Source organism: Thauera humireducens (assembly GCF_001051995.2).
Taxonomy (GTDB): domain Bacteria; phylum Pseudomonadota; class Gammaproteobacteria; order Burkholderiales; family Rhodocyclaceae; genus Thauera; species Thauera humireducens.
Genome location: NZ_CP014646.1, coordinates 2,345,463 through 2,361,870, shown reverse-complemented (window position 1 = coordinate 2,361,870; position 16,408 = coordinate 2,345,463). Strand labels below are relative to the sequence as shown.

Annotated in this window: 16 protein-coding genes; 10 read left to right on the top strand and 6 right to left on the bottom strand. The window is 68.2% G+C overall.

Annotated elements, in window-relative coordinates; all coding sequences use genetic code 11:
* The first annotated feature begins 321 nt into the window (after positions 1-321).
* From AC731_RS11085 to pbpG, 3 genes are all read left to right on the top strand, one after another.
* Complete coding sequence (locus AC731_RS11085; RefSeq protein WP_048706057.1) at positions 322-2,595, top strand: NADP-dependent malic enzyme; 2,274 nt, start codon at positions 322-324, stop codon at positions 2,593-2,595.
* 66 nt (positions 2,596-2,661) lie between these two features.
* Positions 2,662-3,798: a patatin-like phospholipase family protein gene (locus AC731_RS11080; RefSeq protein WP_004258570.1), complete on the top strand. Its 1,137-nt coding sequence runs from the start codon at positions 2,662-2,664 to the stop codon at positions 3,796-3,798.
* Positions 3,799-3,968: 170 nt separating this feature from the next.
* Positions 3,969-5,075 (top strand): D-alanyl-D-alanine endopeptidase, encoded by a 1,107-nt coding sequence (gene pbpG / locus AC731_RS11075; protein WP_004258573.1) that lies wholly within the window; start codon positions 3,969-3,971, stop codon positions 5,073-5,075.
* A 6-nt stretch (positions 5,076-5,081) separates the two neighbouring features.
* Here pbpG and AC731_RS11070 read toward each other — a convergent pair whose 3' ends face one another.
* Complete coding sequence (locus AC731_RS11070) at positions 5,082-5,903, bottom strand: IclR family transcriptional regulator (RefSeq protein ID WP_004258575.1); 822 nt, start codon at positions 5,901-5,903, stop codon at positions 5,082-5,084.
* A 201-nt stretch (positions 5,904-6,104) separates the two neighbouring features.
* On the opposite strand from AC731_RS11070, the gene AC731_RS11065 reads away from it, so the two are divergent.
* The 7 genes from AC731_RS11065 (at position 6,105) to AC731_RS19600 (ending at position 13,329) form a co-directional block, all read left to right on the top strand.
* Complete coding sequence (locus AC731_RS11065; protein ID WP_048706055.1) at positions 6,105-8,966, top strand: monovalent cation/H+ antiporter subunit A; 2,862 nt, start codon at positions 6,105-6,107, stop codon at positions 8,964-8,966.
* Positions 8,966-9,379 carry a Na+/H+ antiporter subunit C gene (locus AC731_RS11060; RefSeq protein WP_048706053.1) on the top strand — a complete coding sequence of 138 codons (414 nt, stop codon included), beginning with the start codon at positions 8,966-8,968 and terminating at the stop codon, positions 9,377-9,379. Before AC731_RS11065 ends, AC731_RS11060 begins: the two co-directional genes overlap by 1 nt.
* Complete coding sequence (locus AC731_RS11055; RefSeq protein WP_048706051.1) at positions 9,376-10,896, top strand: monovalent cation/H+ antiporter subunit D; 1,521 nt, start codon at positions 9,376-9,378, stop codon at positions 10,894-10,896. The genes AC731_RS11060 and AC731_RS11055 overlap by 4 nt, the downstream gene beginning before the upstream one ends.
* On the top strand, positions 10,896-11,423 hold the full coding sequence (locus AC731_RS11050) for a Na+/H+ antiporter subunit E (RefSeq protein WP_048706048.1): 528 nt from the start codon (positions 10,896-10,898) through the stop codon (positions 11,421-11,423). Before AC731_RS11055 ends, AC731_RS11050 begins: the two co-directional genes overlap by 1 nt.
* Complete coding sequence (locus AC731_RS11045) at positions 11,420-11,689, top strand: K+/H+ antiporter subunit F (RefSeq protein ID WP_004258591.1); 270 nt, start codon at positions 11,420-11,422, stop codon at positions 11,687-11,689. Before AC731_RS11050 ends, AC731_RS11045 begins: the two co-directional genes overlap by 4 nt.
* A gap of 11 nt (positions 11,690-11,700) precedes the next feature.
* A complete protein-coding gene (locus AC731_RS11040) occupies positions 11,701-12,111 on the top strand; it encodes a Na+/H+ antiporter subunit G (protein ID WP_004258593.1) in 411 nt (136 codons plus the stop codon).
* 78 nt (positions 12,112-12,189) lie between these two features.
* A complete protein-coding gene (locus AC731_RS19600; RefSeq protein ID WP_082794409.1) occupies positions 12,190-13,329 on the top strand; it encodes a pseudouridine synthase in 1,140 nt (379 codons plus the stop codon).
* On the opposite strand, the gene mnhG is transcribed toward AC731_RS19600, so the two are convergent.
* The 5 genes from mnhG to AC731_RS11010 are packed head-to-tail and all read right to left on the bottom strand — an operon-like array spanning position 13,302 to position 16,408.
* Complete coding sequence (gene mnhG, locus AC731_RS11030) at positions 13,302-13,667, bottom strand: monovalent cation/H(+) antiporter subunit G (RefSeq protein WP_004292781.1); 366 nt, start codon at positions 13,665-13,667, stop codon at positions 13,302-13,304. The two genes, AC731_RS19600 and mnhG, sit on opposite strands and share 28 nt — an antisense overlap.
* Entirely contained in the window at positions 13,664-13,990 is a 327-nt protein-coding gene (locus AC731_RS11025; protein ID WP_004292780.1) for an MrpF/PhaF family protein, read from the bottom strand. Before AC731_RS11025 ends, mnhG begins: the two co-directional genes overlap by 4 nt.
* Positions 13,987-14,493, bottom strand: coding sequence for a Na+/H+ antiporter subunit E (locus AC731_RS11020; protein ID WP_048706044.1), 507 nt, complete (start codon positions 14,491-14,493; stop codon positions 13,987-13,989). Before AC731_RS11020 ends, AC731_RS11025 begins: the two co-directional genes overlap by 4 nt.
* A gap of 11 nt (positions 14,494-14,504) precedes the next feature.
* Positions 14,505-15,998: a proton-conducting transporter transmembrane domain-containing protein gene (locus tag AC731_RS11015; RefSeq protein WP_048706042.1), complete on the bottom strand. Its 1,494-nt coding sequence runs from the start codon at positions 15,996-15,998 to the stop codon at positions 14,505-14,507.
* Positions 15,995-16,408, bottom strand: a complete 414-nt coding sequence (locus AC731_RS11010) for a sodium:proton antiporter (protein WP_048706040.1) — start codon at positions 16,406-16,408, stop codon at positions 15,995-15,997. The genes AC731_RS11015 and AC731_RS11010 overlap by 4 nt, the downstream gene beginning before the upstream one ends.

The following is a 16,408-nucleotide window of genomic DNA, read 5'->3' as shown; positions in this document are numbered from 1 at the left end:
GCCCCGACCTCCGCTTGCGACAGACCTTGCGTCAGATCGCAATCGGTGAAAGCCCGTAATTATGCCACGACCAAACCCCTCGTATGAACGGGGACGTAACTATCGGTGAGTGGCGCGCGGACTATTATTGAGGCGGGCGCCGACACGTCGACTGCGATACGCAGGTTTCACATTGCAAGTTTTCTTTTCGCGATATGAAAAAAAGGCGTTTCGGAGTATCCTGCCCGGGTCGCGCGAGGGCCGTCCGGCTTGCCGAGTTGTCGGGTCCGTCGGCCGTGCGCGGCGCGCACTCCACACCGAAGACGAGACAGGAAGAAGACCATGGATGAACTGATCCGTAGCGCCGCCCTCGATTACCACCGCTACCCGCGCCCCGGGAAGATCTCGGTGACGCCGACCAAGGTGCTGTCCAACCAGCGCGACCTGTCGCTGGCCTATTCGCCGGGCGTCGCGGCGGCGTGCGATGCGATCGTCGAGGACCCCGCGCAGGCGGCCGAGCTCACCGCACGCTCGAACCTGATCGGTGTCGTCACCAACGGTACCGCGGTGCTCGGCCTGGGCAACATCGGCCCGCTGGCGGCCAAGCCCGTCATGGAAGGCAAGGGCGTGCTGTTCAAGAAGTTCGCCGGCATCGACGTGTTCGATCTCGAGATCGACGAGCCTGACGCCGACAAGCTGATCGACATGATCGCCGCGCTCGAGCCCACCTTCGGCGGCATCAACCTCGAGGACATCAAGGCGCCCGAATGCTTCTACATCGAGCAGAAGCTGCGCGAGCGCATGAAGATTCCGGTCTTCCACGACGACCAGCACGGCACGGCCATCGTGGTCGGCGCGGCCATCCTCAACGGCATGCACCTGCAGGGCAAGGACCTCACGAAGGTGAAGCTGGTGACCTCCGGCGCCGGCGCCGCGGCGCTGGCCTGCCTGGGCCTGCTGGTGAAGCTGGGCATCCCGGTCGAGAACATCTGGGTCACCGACATCGAGGGCGTGGTCTACGAGGGCCGCACGGCGCTGATGGACCCGATCAAGGCGCGCTACGCCAAGAAGACCGATGCGCGCACGCTGGGCGAGATCATCGAGGGCGCGGACGTCTTCCTCGGCTTGTCGGCCGGCGGTGTGCTGAAGCCGGAGATGGTCGCGAAGATGGCGCCCAATCCGATGATCCTGGCGCTGGCCAACCCCACGCCCGAGATCCTACCCGAGCAGGTGAAGGCGGTGCGCGACGATGCGCTGATCGCGACGGGCCGTTCGGACTACCCGAACCAGGTCAACAACGTGCTGTGCTTCCCCTTCATCTTCCGTGGTGCGCTGGACGTGGGCGCCACGACCATCACCGACGAGATGCAGCTCGCGGCGGTGAAGGCGATCGCCGAACTGGCGCGCGTCGAGCAGAGCGACATCGTCGCCGCCGCCTACGGCGAGAAGGTGGGCGGCTTCGGGCCCGAGTACATCATCCCGCGCCCCTTCGATCCGCGCCTGATCGTGAAGATCGCGCCGGCGGTGGCGGAGGCCGCGGTGGTCTCGGGCGTGGCGACGCGCCCGATCACCGACTGGGATGCCTACCGCGCCCAGCTCAACAACTTCGTGTGGCACTCGGGCCTGATCATGAAGCCGGTGTTCGCTGCCGCGCACAAGAACCCGAAGCGCATCATCTTCTCCGAAGGCGAATCCGAGAAGGTGCTGCGCGCGGTGCAGACGGTGGTCGACGAAGGCCTGGCGCGCCCGATCCTGATCGGCCGGCCGGACATCGTGAAGGGCAACATCGAGCGCTTCGGCCTGCGCATGCTGGCCGACCGCGACTACGAGCTGGTCAACCCCGATTCCGATCCGCGCTTCAACCAGCTGTGGCAGCACTACCATGCGTTGATGGAGCGTCGCGGCGTGTCGGTGGAGTACGCGAAGAAGGAAGTGCGCCGCCGCACCACGCTGATCGGCACGCTGCTGCTGAAGTTCGGCTACGGCGACGGCCTGATCTGCGGCACCTACGGCATGCACCGCCTGCACCGCGAGTTCGTCGAGACGGTGCTAGGCCGGCGCGAGGGCGTGGATCACCTGTACACGGTGAACCTGCTGAGCCTGCCGGGTCGCACGCTGTTCCTGGCCGATACCTACGTCAACTACGATCCCACGCCGGAGCAGGTCGTCGAGATGACGCTGCTGGCCGCCGAGGAGATGAAGCGCTTCGGTGTCGAGCCGCGGGTGGCGCTGCTGTCGCACTCGTCCTTCGGTTCGGCCGATTCGCCCACCGCCGAGAAGATGCGCACCGCGCTGCGCATGCTCCACGCGCAGCATCCCGACCTGCCGGTCGAGGGCGAAATGCACGGCGATTCGGCGCTCGACGCCAAGCACCGCCTGCAGATCTTCCCCAACGCCAAGATGCGTGAGGACGCCAACCTGCTGATCTTCCCGACGCTGGATGCGGCCAACATCGCCTTCAACCTGCTGAAGAACGCGGCGGGCGAAGGCATGACGGTCGGCCCGATCCTGCTCGGTGCCTCCAAGCCGGTGCACATCCTCACGCCCTCGGCCACCGTGCGCCGCATCATCAACATGACTGCGCTGACGGTGGTCGAGGCAGGGCAGCACGACTGAGCCCTTGCCCGCCTCGCTTCATCTCGTTCATGCTTCCCGGGTGAGCGCGGACGGGTACGGTGGACGATGAAGGATGGGGGCGGGCAGGCTGCGCTGGTGCTTACGGGGGGCGGCGCGCGTGCCGCCTACCAGGTGGGGGTGTTGGCCGCCATTCGCGAGCTGCGCGGGCGCCGTGGCGGCAACCCCTTCCCGATCCTGTGCGGCACCTCTGCGGGGGGCATCAATGCCGCCGCGCTGGCGGTGTATTCGAGCAGCTTCAATCATGCAGTCGACCAGATCGAGTACATCTGGCGCCATTTTCACGTCGACCAGGTTTACCGCGCCGACCCGGTCGCGCTGCTTGGCAGCATGGGGCGCTGGGGGCTCGCGATCGGAACCGGCTGGGCCATCCGGCAGACGCCGCGTTCGCTGCTCGACAACGCCCCGCTGCGCGAACTCCTGGCGCGCGTGCTCGACTTCTCGGCGATCGGCCGCTCCATCCGCCGCGGCCATCTGCGCGCGCTCAGCGTCACTGCCTCGGGCTACGCGTCGGGCGAGAGCCTGGCCTTCTTCGAGGCCGCGGACGACATCCAGCCCTGGCGACGCACGCACCGCATGGGCGTCCGCACCCGCATCAACGTCGACCACCTGATGGCGACCAGTGCGCTGCCCTTCGTGTTTCCGGCGGTGCATATCCACCGCGAGTACTTCGGCGATGGCTCGATGCGCCAGCTGGCGCCCGTGAGTCCGGCGATCCATCTCGGTGCCGATCGCATCATGGTGATCGGTGCGGGGCGGCTGGCGGAGGAGGGGCGCCAGCGCGCCGAGTCCTATCCTTCGCCGGCGCAGATCGCGGGCCACGCGTTGTCGAGCATCTTCCTCGACACGCTTGCGGTCGATCTCGAGCGACTGCATCGCATCAACCAGACGGCCGGGGCGATGAGCCCCGAGCAGCGCCTGGCCTCGGGCGCGACGCTCAAGCCCATCGAGACGCTGGTGATGCTGCCTTCGCAGCGGCTCGATGCCATTGCGGGGCGTCATCGCGAGGCGCTGCCGCTGCTCTTGCGAACGCTGCTGCGCAGTTTTGGCGCGATGCGGCGCGAGGGCTCGACGCTGCTGTCCTACCTGTTGTTCGAGCCCGCCTTCACGCAGGCGCTCATCGAGCTCGGCTACGAGGACGCGATGGCGCGCCGCGGCGAGGTGGTGGATTTCCTCCGCCTCTAGGCGAAAACGCCCCTACGTGTGCGGGATTTTTTGTATCAGTCGGTGCTCCAGGGTGGGCATTCATGTGACAATTTCTCAGCATTCCGCGAATCAGCTTCAAAAAGTCTTGCTATCTGCTTATTTTTGTTACAGATTCAAGCTAGGTACATCTCACGTAGCACTAGCCCGCCATGAAACCACGCTCCCTGCTTGCCGCCGCCGTACTCGGCCTTTTCATGTTGCAGCCGGTTTCCAACCTCGCCGAGGCGTCCACCGCCAAGGTGACGAAGGCAAGTGCGAAGCCTGCGCCAAAGAAGGCCGTGGCCAAGAGCAGCGCAAAGAAGAAGCTTGCTGCCAAGTCTGCGCCACGCAAGGCGGTCTCGAAGACCCGCGCCAAGCCGGCGGCCAAGAACGTGCAGCGCGTAGCCGTGCGCATGGCGCCCGCCGCCGCTGCGACGACTGCGCTGATGGCGCCGTCGGCCGAGGCCGACGACCTGCCGCTCGCGCTTGACGCCAACGGCTTGCCGGAACTGGGTTCCAGCGCCTTCTACGTGGTCAACCCGGCCAGCGGCGAAGTGCTGCTGGAGCGCAACGCCACGTCCGTGGTGCCGATTGCCTCGATCACCAAGCTGATGACGGCGATGGTCGTGCTCGATGCCGGTCAGAGCCTGTCCGAGCCGCTGACCATTTCCAATGGCGACATCGACACGCTGAAGGGCACCGGTTCGCGTCTGGCCATCGGTACCACGCTGACGCGCGAAGAGATGCTGCATCTGGCGCTGATGTCGTCCGAGAACCGCGCCGCGTCGGCGCTGGCACGCCATTACCCGGGCGGCGAACAGGCATTCATCGAGGCGATGAACGTCAAGGCCCGACTGCTGGGCTTGTGGAACACCCGCTTCCATGACAGCACCGGTCTCAATCCGGCCAATGTGTCGAGCCCGCGCGACCTGGCGAAGATGGTGTCAGCCTCGGCGTCCTATCCGCTGATCCGCGAGTTCTCGACTGCGCAGGAGCGCTACGTCGATGTCCGGGGCCGCATGACCCGCTTCGGCAATACCAACGGACTGGTCAAGAGCCCGGAATGGTCGATCAGCGTGTCCAAGACCGGCTATATCTCCGAGGCGGGGCGTTGCCTGGTGATGCAGACCTGGCTGCACCAGCAGCCGGTGGTGATGGTGCTGATGGATTCTACCGGGCGCTACACGCGCACGGCCGACGCCAAGCGGGTACGCAAGTGGCTGGAGCAGGCCGCCGCCCATCGCGTTGCGGCTGCGCCGATCCGGCGCGAGGGTTGAGCGGCCTCAGGCGCTGCGTGCGGGCGTGTGGCCGAGCAGGCGCGAAATCTCGTCGGCGGTTTCACGCACCAGTGGTGCCCAGTCCGGGTTGAAGCGCTCGGACGGCGTCGACAGTGACAGACCCGCAACGAGTTCGCCGCCGTCGTTGCGGATGCCTGCGGCGATGCAGCGCACGCCGGCTTCCACTTCATCCAGGTCGAAGGCCACGCCATGACGGCGCACGCGGTCGAGTTCCTTCTCCAGCGCGGGCAGGGTGGTGATCGAAGCGGGCGTGGACGGCGGCAGGCCGGTGCGGCGCGCGTAGTCGCGAATGCGCTCGAGCCCGTCCTCGACCAGGAACAGCTTGCCGGTGGCGGTGGTGTGCAGCGGCGCACGCGCGCCGACGATATGCACGACCCGTACCGAGGAGCGGCCGCTCGAGGTGCGATCCACATAGACGATCTCGTCCCCGGCGCGGATGCCCAGGTTCACGCTCTCGCCAGTCGCGCCATGCAGCTTGAGCATCAGCGGCATGGCTGTGTCGCGCAGCGAGATGCGCGACTTCACCAGGCTCCCCAACTCCAGCAGGCGGATGCCGAGGCGGTAGATGCCGGCTTCGGAACGGTCCACGAAGCCGCTCTGCGTCATCGCACCGAGGATGCGGTGCGCCGTCGACGGGTGCAGCCCGGTTTCCAGCGCAAGCTGCTTGAGCGGCACGGGGTCGGGGTGTTGGGCAAGCACGTCCAGCAGCTTCATCATGCGATCGATGACCTGGATGGGGTTCTTGCCCTCGGTGGCGGGCGCGGGGTCGATCTTCTTGGCGGACACGGTAACGCTCGATATGAGCATGGATTGCGGAACTCAAATGTTACTCGTCTGGTCCGATTTCGCCTAGTGAAATGGAGTGCCGTTCCGTGAAGGCGAGCCAGGGGCTTATACTTTGGCCGCAACACACTGCGCCCGGATCCGGTCCGGGCGTTTTTACTTGACAGTAGCCTGCGATACGGTTGCCCCTGCGCGAGGGGTGTGCAGGCTGGCCCGGAGTCGCCGATGAGTCTTCTGCTGATCGTGCTGTTGCCTTTCCTCGGCGCCCTCTTTCCGGCGCTGATGATCCGTGCCGGGCGCACGGCATGCGCGACGACGACCTTCACGTTTTCCCTGCTTGCCTTTGCGCTGCTGCTGTCGCACGCGCCAGCCGTGTTCGACGGCGAGGTGGTGCGCGTCAGCTGGGACTGGCTGCCCGGCCTTGGTCTCAATGCCAGCTTCTTCCTCGACGGCCTGGGCTTCTTTTTCGCCGGGCTGATCCTGGGCATCGGCCTGCTGATCATCACCTACGCCCGCTTCTACCTGTCGAAAGACGACCCGATGGGCAGTTTCTACACCTATCTGCTGCTCTTCCAGGGCGCGATGGTGGGCATCGTGCTGTCGGACAACATCCTGTTGCTGCTGGTGTTCTGGGAATTGACCAGCCTGTCGTCCTTCCTGCTGATCGGCTACTGGAAGCACCTGCCCGAAGGCCGCCAGGGCGCCCGCATGGCGCTGACGGTCACCGGTGCCGGCGGCCTGGCGATGATCGCCGGCATGCTGCTGCTGGGCGAGATCGCCGGCTCCTATAACCTGTCGGACATCCTGCTGGCGCGCGAGGCGATCCAGGCGTCGCCGCTGTACCTGCCGGCCCTGCTGCTGATCCTCGTCGGCTGCTTCACCAAGAGCGCGCAGTTCCCCTTCCATTTCTGGCTGCCGCACGCGATGGCGGCGCCCACGCCGGTGTCGGCCTACCTGCACTCGGCGACGATGGTGAAGGCGGGCATCTTCCTGATGGCACGCATGTGGCCGGTGCTGGCCGGGACGACGGAGTGGTTCTACATCGTCGCCACGACCGGCCTGGTGACGATGCTGGTGGGCGCGGTGATCGCCTTGTTCAAGGACGACCTGAAGGGCCTGCTGGCCTTCTCCACCGTGAGCCACCTCGGCCTGGTGACGATGCTGCTCGGCTTCGGCACGCCGCTGGCGGCGGTCGCGGCGGTGTTCCACATCCTCAACCACGCCACCTTCAAGGCCGCGCTGTTCATGAACGCCGGCATCGTCGACCACGAGACCGGCACCCGCCACATCCCGCACTTGGGCGGCCTGCTCCACGTGATGCCGATCACGGCCACGCTGGCGATGGTTGCGGGCGCTTCGATGGCGGGGCTGCCGCCGCTCAACGGCTTCATCTCCAAGGAGATGATGCTGCACGAGGCCGTGGCCGCCGAGTGGCTCGGCTCGGGCTGGCTCATCGCAGCGCTGGCGACGCTGGCGGCCTGCTTCTCGGTGGCGTACTCCTTCCGCTACATCGTGCATGTCTTCTTCGGCCGCACGCGCACCCGCCTGCCCGGCAAGCCGCATGACCCGCCGGCCGGCATGTGGCTGCCGCCCGCGCTGCTGGTGGTGCTGGTGGTGCTGATCGGCCTCTTCCCCGATGCCGTTGCCGGCCCGCTGGTGGCGGTGGTGTCGCGGGCCGTAACGGGCGGCCAGTTGATGGACTACCACCTCGCGCTGTGGCACGGCATCACGCCGGCGCTCGGTCTGAGCGTGGTGGCGGTAGCGGTCGGCCTGACGCTGCTGCGCTTCTACCCGCGGGTGCGCGCGGCGTGGGCGGCCGGGCCGCATCCGGAGGCGAAGGCGATGTTCGAGACCGTCCTCGCGGCGCTCGTGGCGCTCGCGCAGCGTGTCACCCACGGCCTGCATAACGGTTCGCTGCAGCGCTATCTCGCGTTCGCGATCACCGCCGTCACGGCGGCGGGCTTCGCCGCCTTCTTCGGCACCTCGCATGCGCCGGGCACGCGCCCGCTGCTGCCGGCCGAGCCGGTGGCGATCGTGGCCTGGCTGCTGCTCGTCGGCGGCTGCGGGCTGACGGTCTTCCTGTTCCGCCGCCGCCTGCTGGCGGTGCTGGTTGCCGGCACCGTGGGCCTGATCGTCTGCGTCGCGTTCATCTACCTGTCCGCGCCCGACCTGGCGCTGACCCAGATCTCGGTCGAGGTGACCACGGTGATCCTGATCCTGCTTGCGCTGTACTTCCTGCCCAAGCAAGGGCCGCACAGCTCCAGCGTCAGGGCCGACCCGATGCGCCACCTGCGCGATGCGGTGCTGGCGATCGTCGCCGGCCTCGGCATGGGAGGGGCGAGCTGGGCGATGCTGACCCGCGACGGCACTTCGCTGTCGCGCTACTACCTCGAGAACTCGGTGTCCGAAGGTGGCGGCACCAACGTCGTCAACGTCATCCTGGTCGACTTCCGCGGTTTCGATACCTTCGGCGAGATCACCGTGCTGGGCATCGCCGCGCTGGCGATCTACGCCTTGCTCGATGGCTCGCTGTTCGGCCGCGTCGGTCGCCGCCTGAGCACCTGGACGCCCGACCTGCCGCAGTCGGTGGACCGCCATCCGATGATCATGGTTGTGGCCACGCGCGTGATGCTGCCGCTGGCGATGCTGGTGGGCGCCTACATCTTCCTGCGCGGCCACAACCAGCCGGGTGGCGGCTTCATCGCCGCGCTGGTGGTGTCGATTGCGCTGATCATGCAGTACATGGCGAGCGGCTTCGGCTGGGCTGCGCAGCGCGTCAGGGTGAATTACCACGCCATGATCGGCGCGGGCGTGCTGGTCGCGGCGGCCACCGGCATCGGCGCCATGGTGATGGAGCAGCCTTTCCTGACCTCGACCTTCGCCCACGTCCACCTGCCGCTGGTCGGCGAGGTCGAGATCGCCAGCGCGATGGCCTTCGACACCGGCGTCTTCCTCACCGTCGTCGGCGCCGTGATGCTGGCGCTGGCCAACCTGTCGCGCATGGGCCGCCGCACGGCCCAGCTGCCGGTCAACCAGAGCGCGATGGACGTCGATCCCAGCGCCGTCAGCGCAAAGGAGCCCAACTGATGGAGTTTCTCGTCGCCAGTGCGATCGGGGTGATGACCGCCGCAGGCATCTACATGGTCCTGCGCGCCCGCACCTTCCCGGTGGTGATCGGCCTGTCGCTGCTGACCTACGCCACCAACCTGTTCCTGTTCGCCACCGGTCGGCTCGCGGTCAACCAGCCGCCGGTGATCGGCGCGACCGCCGGCACTTATGTCGACCCCTTGCCGCAGGCGCTGGTGCTGACCGCCATCGTGATCTCCTTCGGCATGACCGCGGTGGTGGTCGTGATGGCGCTGCGCGCCTATCTGGAGACCGGCAACGACCACGTCGACCTGCCCGGCGATGCCTCGCCCGAGGCGAGCGAGGACGACTGGAAGCTGCGCGGCCGCAAGCAGGCGCCCGCATCGGCAACCGGCGGCGGAGCGCGGCCATGAACCATGTGCTGATCCTGCCCATCCTGCTGCCGGCCGTGGTCGGCGCGCTGCTGGTGATGGCGGCGCGCTACGACAAGGTGCTGGCGCGGACCTTCTCGCTAGCGTCGGCGGTGCTGCTGCTGGGCGTGGCGCTGGCGCTGTTCGCGATAGCCAGCGACGACAGCGTGCGCACCTACGCGCTGGGCGCATGGCCGGCGCCCTTCGGTATCGTGCTGGTGCTCGACCGCCTCGCCGCGCTGATGCTGGTGCTCAATGCGCTCCTCGGCCTCGGCGTGCTGCTGTACGCCGTGGGCGGCTGGGACCTGCGCGGCAAGCATTTCCACCCGCTGTTCCAGTTCCAGCTGATGGGGCTCAACGGCGCCTTCCTGACCGGCGATTTCTTCAACCTGTTCGTGTTCTTCGAGATCCTGCTGATCGCCTCCTACGGCCTGATGGTGCATGGCGGCGGCGGGCTGCGGGTGAAGGCGGGCGTGCAGTACGTGGTCACCAACCTCGTCGGCTCCTCGGTGTTCCTGATCGCGGTCGGCCTCATCTACAGCGTCACCGGCACGCTCAACATGGCCGATCTGGCGCTGAAGGTGCCGCAGGTGCCGGCGGGCGACCAGGCCTTGCTGCAGACCGGTGCGGTGCTCCTGCTGCTGGTGTTCGCGGTGAAGGCGGCGCTGGTGCCGCTGCATTTCTGGCTGCCCGGAACCTACGCCAATGCGCCCGGGCCGGTCGCCGCGCTGTTCGCGATCATGACCAAGGTGGGGGCGTACTCGATCATCCGCATGTACGTGCTTGCCTTCGGCGCCGAGGCGGGCGACGCAGCCTGGCTGGCCGCGCCCTGGCTGCTGCCGGCGAGCCTGCTGACGCTGGTGCTGGGCATGACCGGCGTGCTCGCCGCGCGCAGCCTGGGGCAGATGGCCAGCTTCGCCGTGATCGGCTCGATGGGCATGCTGCTCGCCACCGTGTCGGTGTTCACCCAGCAGGCCATCGGCGCTGCCCTGTACTACCTCATCCATTCCACCTTTGCCGCGGGTGCGCTGTTCCTGATTGCCGACCTCGTCGCCGAGCGCCGCGGCGTGCAGCGCGACCGCTTCGTCGCGGCGCCGCGGTTCGCCCAGGTCGGGCTGATCTCCGCGATGTTCTTCGTCGCCGCGATCGGCGTCACCGGCATGCCGCCGCTGTCGGGCTTCATCGGCAAGCTGCTGATCCTCGATGGCGTGCGTGATTCGGCACATGCGGCCTGGTTCTGGACGCTGATCCTGTCGACCTCGCTGATCGCGATCGTTGGCTTCTCGCGCGGTGGCAGCCTGGTGTTCTGGAAGAGTCATGCGCTGCCGCCGGCGACGCCCTCGGCGCATCGGCCTGGTGCAGCGCCCTTCGTCGCCGTCGGGGGGCTGCTGGCCTGCCTGGTGGCGCTGACGGTGTTCGCAGGGCCGGCGCATGCCTGGCTGGAGGCGGCGGCAGCGCAGTTATTCGCGCCCGCCGGGTATATCGAGGCGGTGATGGGCACGCTGCAGGAGGTCCGCTGATGGGTGGCAAGACCGAAGCGCTCGACAAGCGCACCTTCGTGCAGCGCTGGCTGCCGCATCCGATGCTGACGCTGCTCCTGATCGTGCTGTGGATACTGCTGCTGAACGCTTTCAGCGTGGGCGGGCTGCTGATGGGGGCCGTGCTCGGCATCGTGATCCCGCGCGTCACGAGCACTTTCTGGCCGGAGCGGCCGCCGATCCGGGCCTACGGCAAGGCGTTCGTCTACATGGGGCTGGTGCTCTGGGACGTGGTCGTCGCCAACCTGCATGTCACGCGGCTGATCCTCTTCCGCCGCACCGACCAGCTCCACGTACGCTGGGTCACGCTGCCGATCGAGTTGCGCTCGCCCGAGGCGATCACCGTGCTGGCAGGCACCATCACGATGACGCCCGGCACCGTGTCCTGCGACCTCTCGGCCGATGGCCGCAGCCTGCTGGTGCATTGCCTCGACGCACCGGATGCGGAGGAGGCCGTGCGCCAGATGAAGGAACGCTACGAGGCCCGTCTCATGGAGATCTTCCCGTGATCGAATATGCGCTGATGTTCGGATTCTGTGCGGTCTCGCTCGCGCTGCTGCTCAACCTGTGGCGGCTGGTGCGCGGCCCTTCGCTGATGGACCGTGTGCTCGCGGTCGATACGATGGTCATCAATGCCATCGCGCTGATCATCCTGTTCGGCATCCAGCAGCGCACCACCATCTTCTTCGAGGGTGCGCTGCTGTTCGCGATGTTCGGCTTCATTTCCACCGTCGCCTACTGCCGCTTCATCCTGCGCGGCGACGTCATCGAATGAGCGGGGGCAGCATGGATTTCGTCTTCGAAATGATCGTGTCCGTCCTCATCGTGCTGGGCGGCTTCTTCTCGGTGGTGGGGTCGATCGGCCTGGTCAAGCTGCCCGACCTGCTGACCCGGCTGCATGCGCCGACCAAGGCGACCACGCTGGGTGTTGGCGGCGCGCTGGCCGCGTCGATGCTGTTCTTCGCCGTGTTCGAGGGCTCCCTGACGATCCACGAGCTGCTGATCACCGGTTTCCTGTTCCTCACCGCGCCGATCAGTGCCCATTTCATTGCCAAGGCGCACCTGCATGAGCATGCGGCCGATCTACGCGAGCAGTTGCCGCCCACGGGGCGGCCCCGGGGCTGGAGTACCTTCGACGGCCTGCCGGCGACCGAGGAGGAGGGCGAGGGCGACGACCACAAGGCGGCGCATCACTGAGAACGGCGCTGACGCGCCGGGCGGCGTGAGTAGGTGAGAATGGGCGATAATGCGCGCCTGATCTCACCGGACATTGCCTTGAACACCGTTCGCAGAAAGCCTCCCATTCCTGCGCCGCAGCGCGTCAGCGGCACACTCCGACTCAGGTCGCGCAAGGCCGACGACGAGGCCGTGGCGCCTGACGCAGGCGAACAGGCGCCCGAAGCGGCTGCCCGACCCGTTGCCAAGGCGGACCAGAAGCCAGCGACCAAACCGGCGACCAAACCGGCGACCAAACCGGCGACACGGCCTGCGCGGCCGGCGCAGTCCGCCGATGCGGGCAGGCCCGCGCGCCCGGCGTCCGGCGCCCGCTCGAAGCCGTCCGGGCCTGCGCCTTCCGGGGCGGGGCGTGCCTCGCGTACCGAACCCGTGAGGCAGGCCCGCAAGCCGGCGCCTGCACCGGCGCAGGGCGCGCATGCCCGGCCCGCATCCGACGGCGCCGCACCGGCTCCGGAGGGCGTACGCCTGTCCAAGGTGATGGCCGAGCGCGGCATCTGCTCGCGCCGCGAGGCGGACGAGTTCATCGAGCGCGGCTGGGTGTTCGTTGACGGCAAGCGGGTGTCGGAGCTCGGCATCCGCATCGACCCCGACGCCCGCATCGATCTGGCGCCCGAGGCGACCCGCACGCAGCGCCAGCGCGTCACCATCCTGCTGCACAAGCCCGTCGGTTATGTCTCGGGCCAGCCCGAGCCGGGCTACGCGCCCGCGGTGAGCCTGATCGGCGCTGACAACCAGTTCGACCGCGACACCGCGCAGCGCTTCCATCCGAGCCAGCTGAAGAACCTCGCGCCGGCCGGGCGGCTCGACATCGACTCCACCGGCCTGCTCGTGCTCACCCAGGATGGTCGCGTCGCGCGCCAGTTGATCGGCGACGACTCCAAGGTCGAGAAGGAGTACCTGGTGCGCGTCGAGGGCACGCTGCAGCCCGACGGACTGGCCTTGCTCAACCATGGCCTCGAGCTGGACGGCGTGACGCTGCGCCCGGCCAAGGTCGAGTGGATCAATGACGACCAGCTGCGCTTTCAGCTGCGCGAAGGCCGCAAGCGCCAGATCCGGCGCATGTGCGAACTCGTGGGGCTGAAGGTCGTGGGCCTCAAGCGCGTGCGCATTGGCAAGGTCAAGCTGGGCGACCTGCCACTTGGTCAGTGGCGCTATCTGCGCGAGGACGAATCCTTCTGATCGCTGGCCCCGGCCTGCGCCATCGCGTCGCCCACCGGCCCGGTGCGCGGCAGGATGCCGGCGCGGTAGGCGGCGCGCGACACCGCGTGCGCGGCCAGCGGCGTGGTCGCCAGCAGTACGGCGATCGCGAACAGGGCCTCCAGCGACACCGCGCCTTCGCTCGCCGCGGCGACGCCGGCCAGCACCAGTACGGCGCCGAGCGCACCGGCCTTGCTCGCTGCATGCATGCGCGTGTAGCTGTCGGGCAGGCGCAGCACGCCGATGGCGCCGACCAGTCCGATCAGCGCGCCCGCCAGCAATAGCGCCGACGCCAGCCAGGGCAGCACGCCGCCGCTCACGATGCGCGCTCCCCGCCGTCGTCCTCGCCGGCCGTCTCCGGCGTGCGGCCGTGGCGGCGGAACATCAGCATGTAGGCAGCGGTGCCGAGGAAGGACACCAGCGCCAGCACCACCGCGGCGTCGAGCAGCACCGGCTGCGCGGTGGTGAGCGCGATCAGCGCGACCACGCCGATGCCCAGCAGGGTCAGCGCGTCGATGGCCACCACGCGGTCGGTGGCGCGCGGCCCGCGCAGCAGGCGGACTACGATCAGCGCTGCGGACAGGCCCTGCAGCGCGAACACCAGCGGCAGCACCCAGCCGGCTCCGGCGAATTCGACATTCATGCTTCGCTTCCTCCCACAGGTGTCCGGGCCGGATCGCCCGCGTGCAGCCAGGCAAGCAGGCGCGATTCGATCTCGCGCACGCCATCGCGGATGTCGTCCGCATCCTGTGCATCGATGGCGTGGATGAACATCGTGCCGGTGTCGGCCGCGTAGTCGAGCGCCAGGGTGCCGGGCGTCAGTGTCAGCAGGCAGCCGAGCAGCGTGGCGATACGTTCGTCCGGTTCGCGCAGCTGCAGCGCGACCACGGCCGGTTGTGGATCGACGCGTGGCGCGAGCACGATGCGCGCGACGTCGAGGCTCGCCTTGATCACCTCCAGCGCGAACCACCCGCCGAACAGCACGCCCAGCTCCAGCCGGCGCACGTAGCGGCGCAGCCCGAGCAGGTCGGCGCCAAGGCGCAGCGCGAGATGCGCCAGCGCGAAGGCCGCGAGCACACCGAGCGGCGTCAGTGTCTTGGCGAAGGCGGCGAGGCCGATGGCGACGAGGATGTGAAGTCCGAGCATGGTGTCCTCCGCTAACGGGCCGGCGTGCCCAGCACGGCGTCGATGTAGCCCTGCGGCGCGGCCAGCTGCTCGGCGGCGGCACTGGCGTAGTCCATCACGGGGCCGGCCAGCAGGCCGATCGCCAGGGTCATCGCCGCCAGTGCCGAAATCGCCCACAGGGCCGGCCGCAGGCCCGCCACGCGGCGCAGCGCGCCCTCGCCCCCGGGGTAGGGTTTCAGGAAGGCCTCGTTCCAGATCTTGCTCATCGACAGCAGGGTGAAGATGCCGGTGAGCAGCGCCACGGTGGCGGCAATCCAGGCGCTCGCGTCGAGGCTGGCCTTCACCAGCACGAACTTGGCCCAGAAACCCGACAGCGGCGGAATGCCGGCGAGCGACAGCGCCGGTATCGCGAACAGGATCGCCAGCCACGGTGCGTGCGCATACAGGCCGCCCATCGCGGCCAGGCGCTCGGCGCCCGTCAGGCGCGCCGCGATGCCGCCGATGAAGAACAGGTTGGCCTTCACCACGATGTGGTGGATCAGGTAGAACACTGCGCCGGCCAGCGCCAGCGGCGTGGCGAGCGCGAGGCCGAGGATCATGTAGCCGACCTGGCTGACGATGTGAAAGGACAGGATGCGGCGCACCTCGGTCTGCGCCGCCGCGCCGAGCACGCCGATCAGCATGGTCGCGCACGCGACCCACAGCAATACCTCGTGGGCGATGCCGGAGTCGGGCCACAGCAGCGTCACGAGCCGGATCAGCGCATACACGCCGACCTTGGTCAGCAGGCCGGCGAACAGCGCCGAGATCGGCGTCCAGGCGAGGTGATAGGAGGCCGGCAACCAGCCGAACACCGGGAACAACGCGGCCTTGATCGAGAACGCGACCAGCATCAGCCCGACCGCGGCATTGGCGGTGGCCGGCACCTCGCCGGAGGCGAACAGGTGCGCGAGTTCGGCCATGTTCAGGCTGCCGCTGGCGCCGTAGAGCAGGCCGGCGGCGAGCAGGAACATCATCGTCGCGACCAGGTTCAGCACCACATACACGACGGTGCCCGACAGGCGCCGGCGGCCGCCGCCAAGCACGATCAGCGCGAAGGAGCCGACCAGCAGCACCTCGAACCACACGTAGAGGTTGAATACGTCTCCGGTGATGAAGGCACCGCACACGCCGACCAGCAGACCGTGCAGCAGCGGGTGGAAGTCGCGTCCGCGCGCGGGGTCGGTGTCGCGCGCCTGCGCCACGAGGACGGTGGCGAGGCCGACGATGCCGGTGATGGCGACCATGACCGCCGACAGCCGGTCGATGACCAGGGTGATGCCGTAGGGGGCGGCCCAGCCGCCCGCCTGGCCGGCGATGATCTCGCCGCCGGCGGCGATGCTGACCAGCGCCAGCCCCGCCGCGGTGAGCGCGGCGCTGCCCATCAGGCTGAGCGCGCCGACCAGCCTCGGCGAGCGCCGCGCGAGCAGGCACAACACCAGCGTGGCGAGGGGAATCAGCAAGGGCGAGACGAGCAGGGTGTTCATCGGCGCGCCTCGCGTGATTCCGTTGCGGGCGGGGGCTCGTCCGGCAGGTCGGGCGCCGGCTCCTCGGCCACCGCGGTGATGCGGTCGGTCTCGATGTTGCCGTGCAGTTCCCAGGTGCGCTTGAGTACCGCGAGGGCGAAGACGAACAGCGCGAAGCCGATCACGATCGCCGTCAGCACGAGGGCCTGAGGCAGTGGATTGACCATGGCGTCGCCGATGCCGGCGCTGAGGCCCCCATCGACGAAGGCGGCGACACTGCCGCCCAGCCGTCCGCCCAGTACCACGGCGAGGTTGACGCCATTGCCCAGCACGACGACGCCGAGCACCACGCGCAGCAGGCTGCGGTCGAGCAGCATCCAGATGCCGATGGCGACGAGCAGGCCGGCCGTGACCGATGCGACGATTTCCAT

Coding starts and splice junctions, on each gene's coding strand:
- AC731_RS11070 (WP_004258575.1), bottom strand. CDS start 5,903: ATGCTCATATCGAGCGTTACCGTGTCCGCCAAGAAGATCGACCCCGCG.
- AC731_RS11020 (WP_048706044.1), bottom strand. CDS start 14,493: ATGCTCGGACTTCACATCCTCGTCGCCATCGGCCTCGCCGCCTTCGCC.
- AC731_RS11040 (WP_004258593.1), top strand. CDS start 11,701: ATGGATTTCGTCTTCGAAATGATCGTGTCCGTCCTCATCGTGCTGGGC.
- AC731_RS11025 (WP_004292780.1), bottom strand. CDS start 13,990: ATGAATGTCGAATTCGCCGGAGCCGGCTGGGTGCTGCCGCTGGTGTTC.
- AC731_RS11065 (WP_048706055.1), top strand. CDS start 6,105: ATGAGTCTTCTGCTGATCGTGCTGTTGCCTTTCCTCGGCGCCCTCTTT.
- AC731_RS11080 (WP_004258570.1), top strand. CDS start 2,662: ATGAAGGATGGGGGCGGGCAGGCTGCGCTGGTGCTTACGGGGGGCGGC.
- AC731_RS11010 (WP_048706040.1), bottom strand. CDS start 16,408: ATGGAAATCGTCGCATCGGTCACGGCCGGCCTGCTCGTCGCCATCGGC.
- AC731_RS11015 (WP_048706042.1), bottom strand. CDS start 15,998: ATGAACACCCTGCTCGTCTCGCCCTTGCTGATTCCCCTCGCCACGCTG.
- AC731_RS11060 (WP_048706053.1), top strand. CDS start 8,966: ATGGAGTTTCTCGTCGCCAGTGCGATCGGGGTGATGACCGCCGCAGGC.
- AC731_RS11085 (WP_048706057.1), top strand. CDS start 322: ATGGATGAACTGATCCGTAGCGCCGCCCTCGATTACCACCGCTACCCG.
- AC731_RS11050 (WP_048706048.1), top strand. CDS start 10,896: ATGGGTGGCAAGACCGAAGCGCTCGACAAGCGCACCTTCGTGCAGCGC.
- AC731_RS11055 (WP_048706051.1), top strand. CDS start 9,376: ATGAACCATGTGCTGATCCTGCCCATCCTGCTGCCGGCCGTGGTCGGC.
- pbpG (WP_004258573.1), top strand. CDS start 3,969: ATGAAACCACGCTCCCTGCTTGCCGCCGCCGTACTCGGCCTTTTCATG.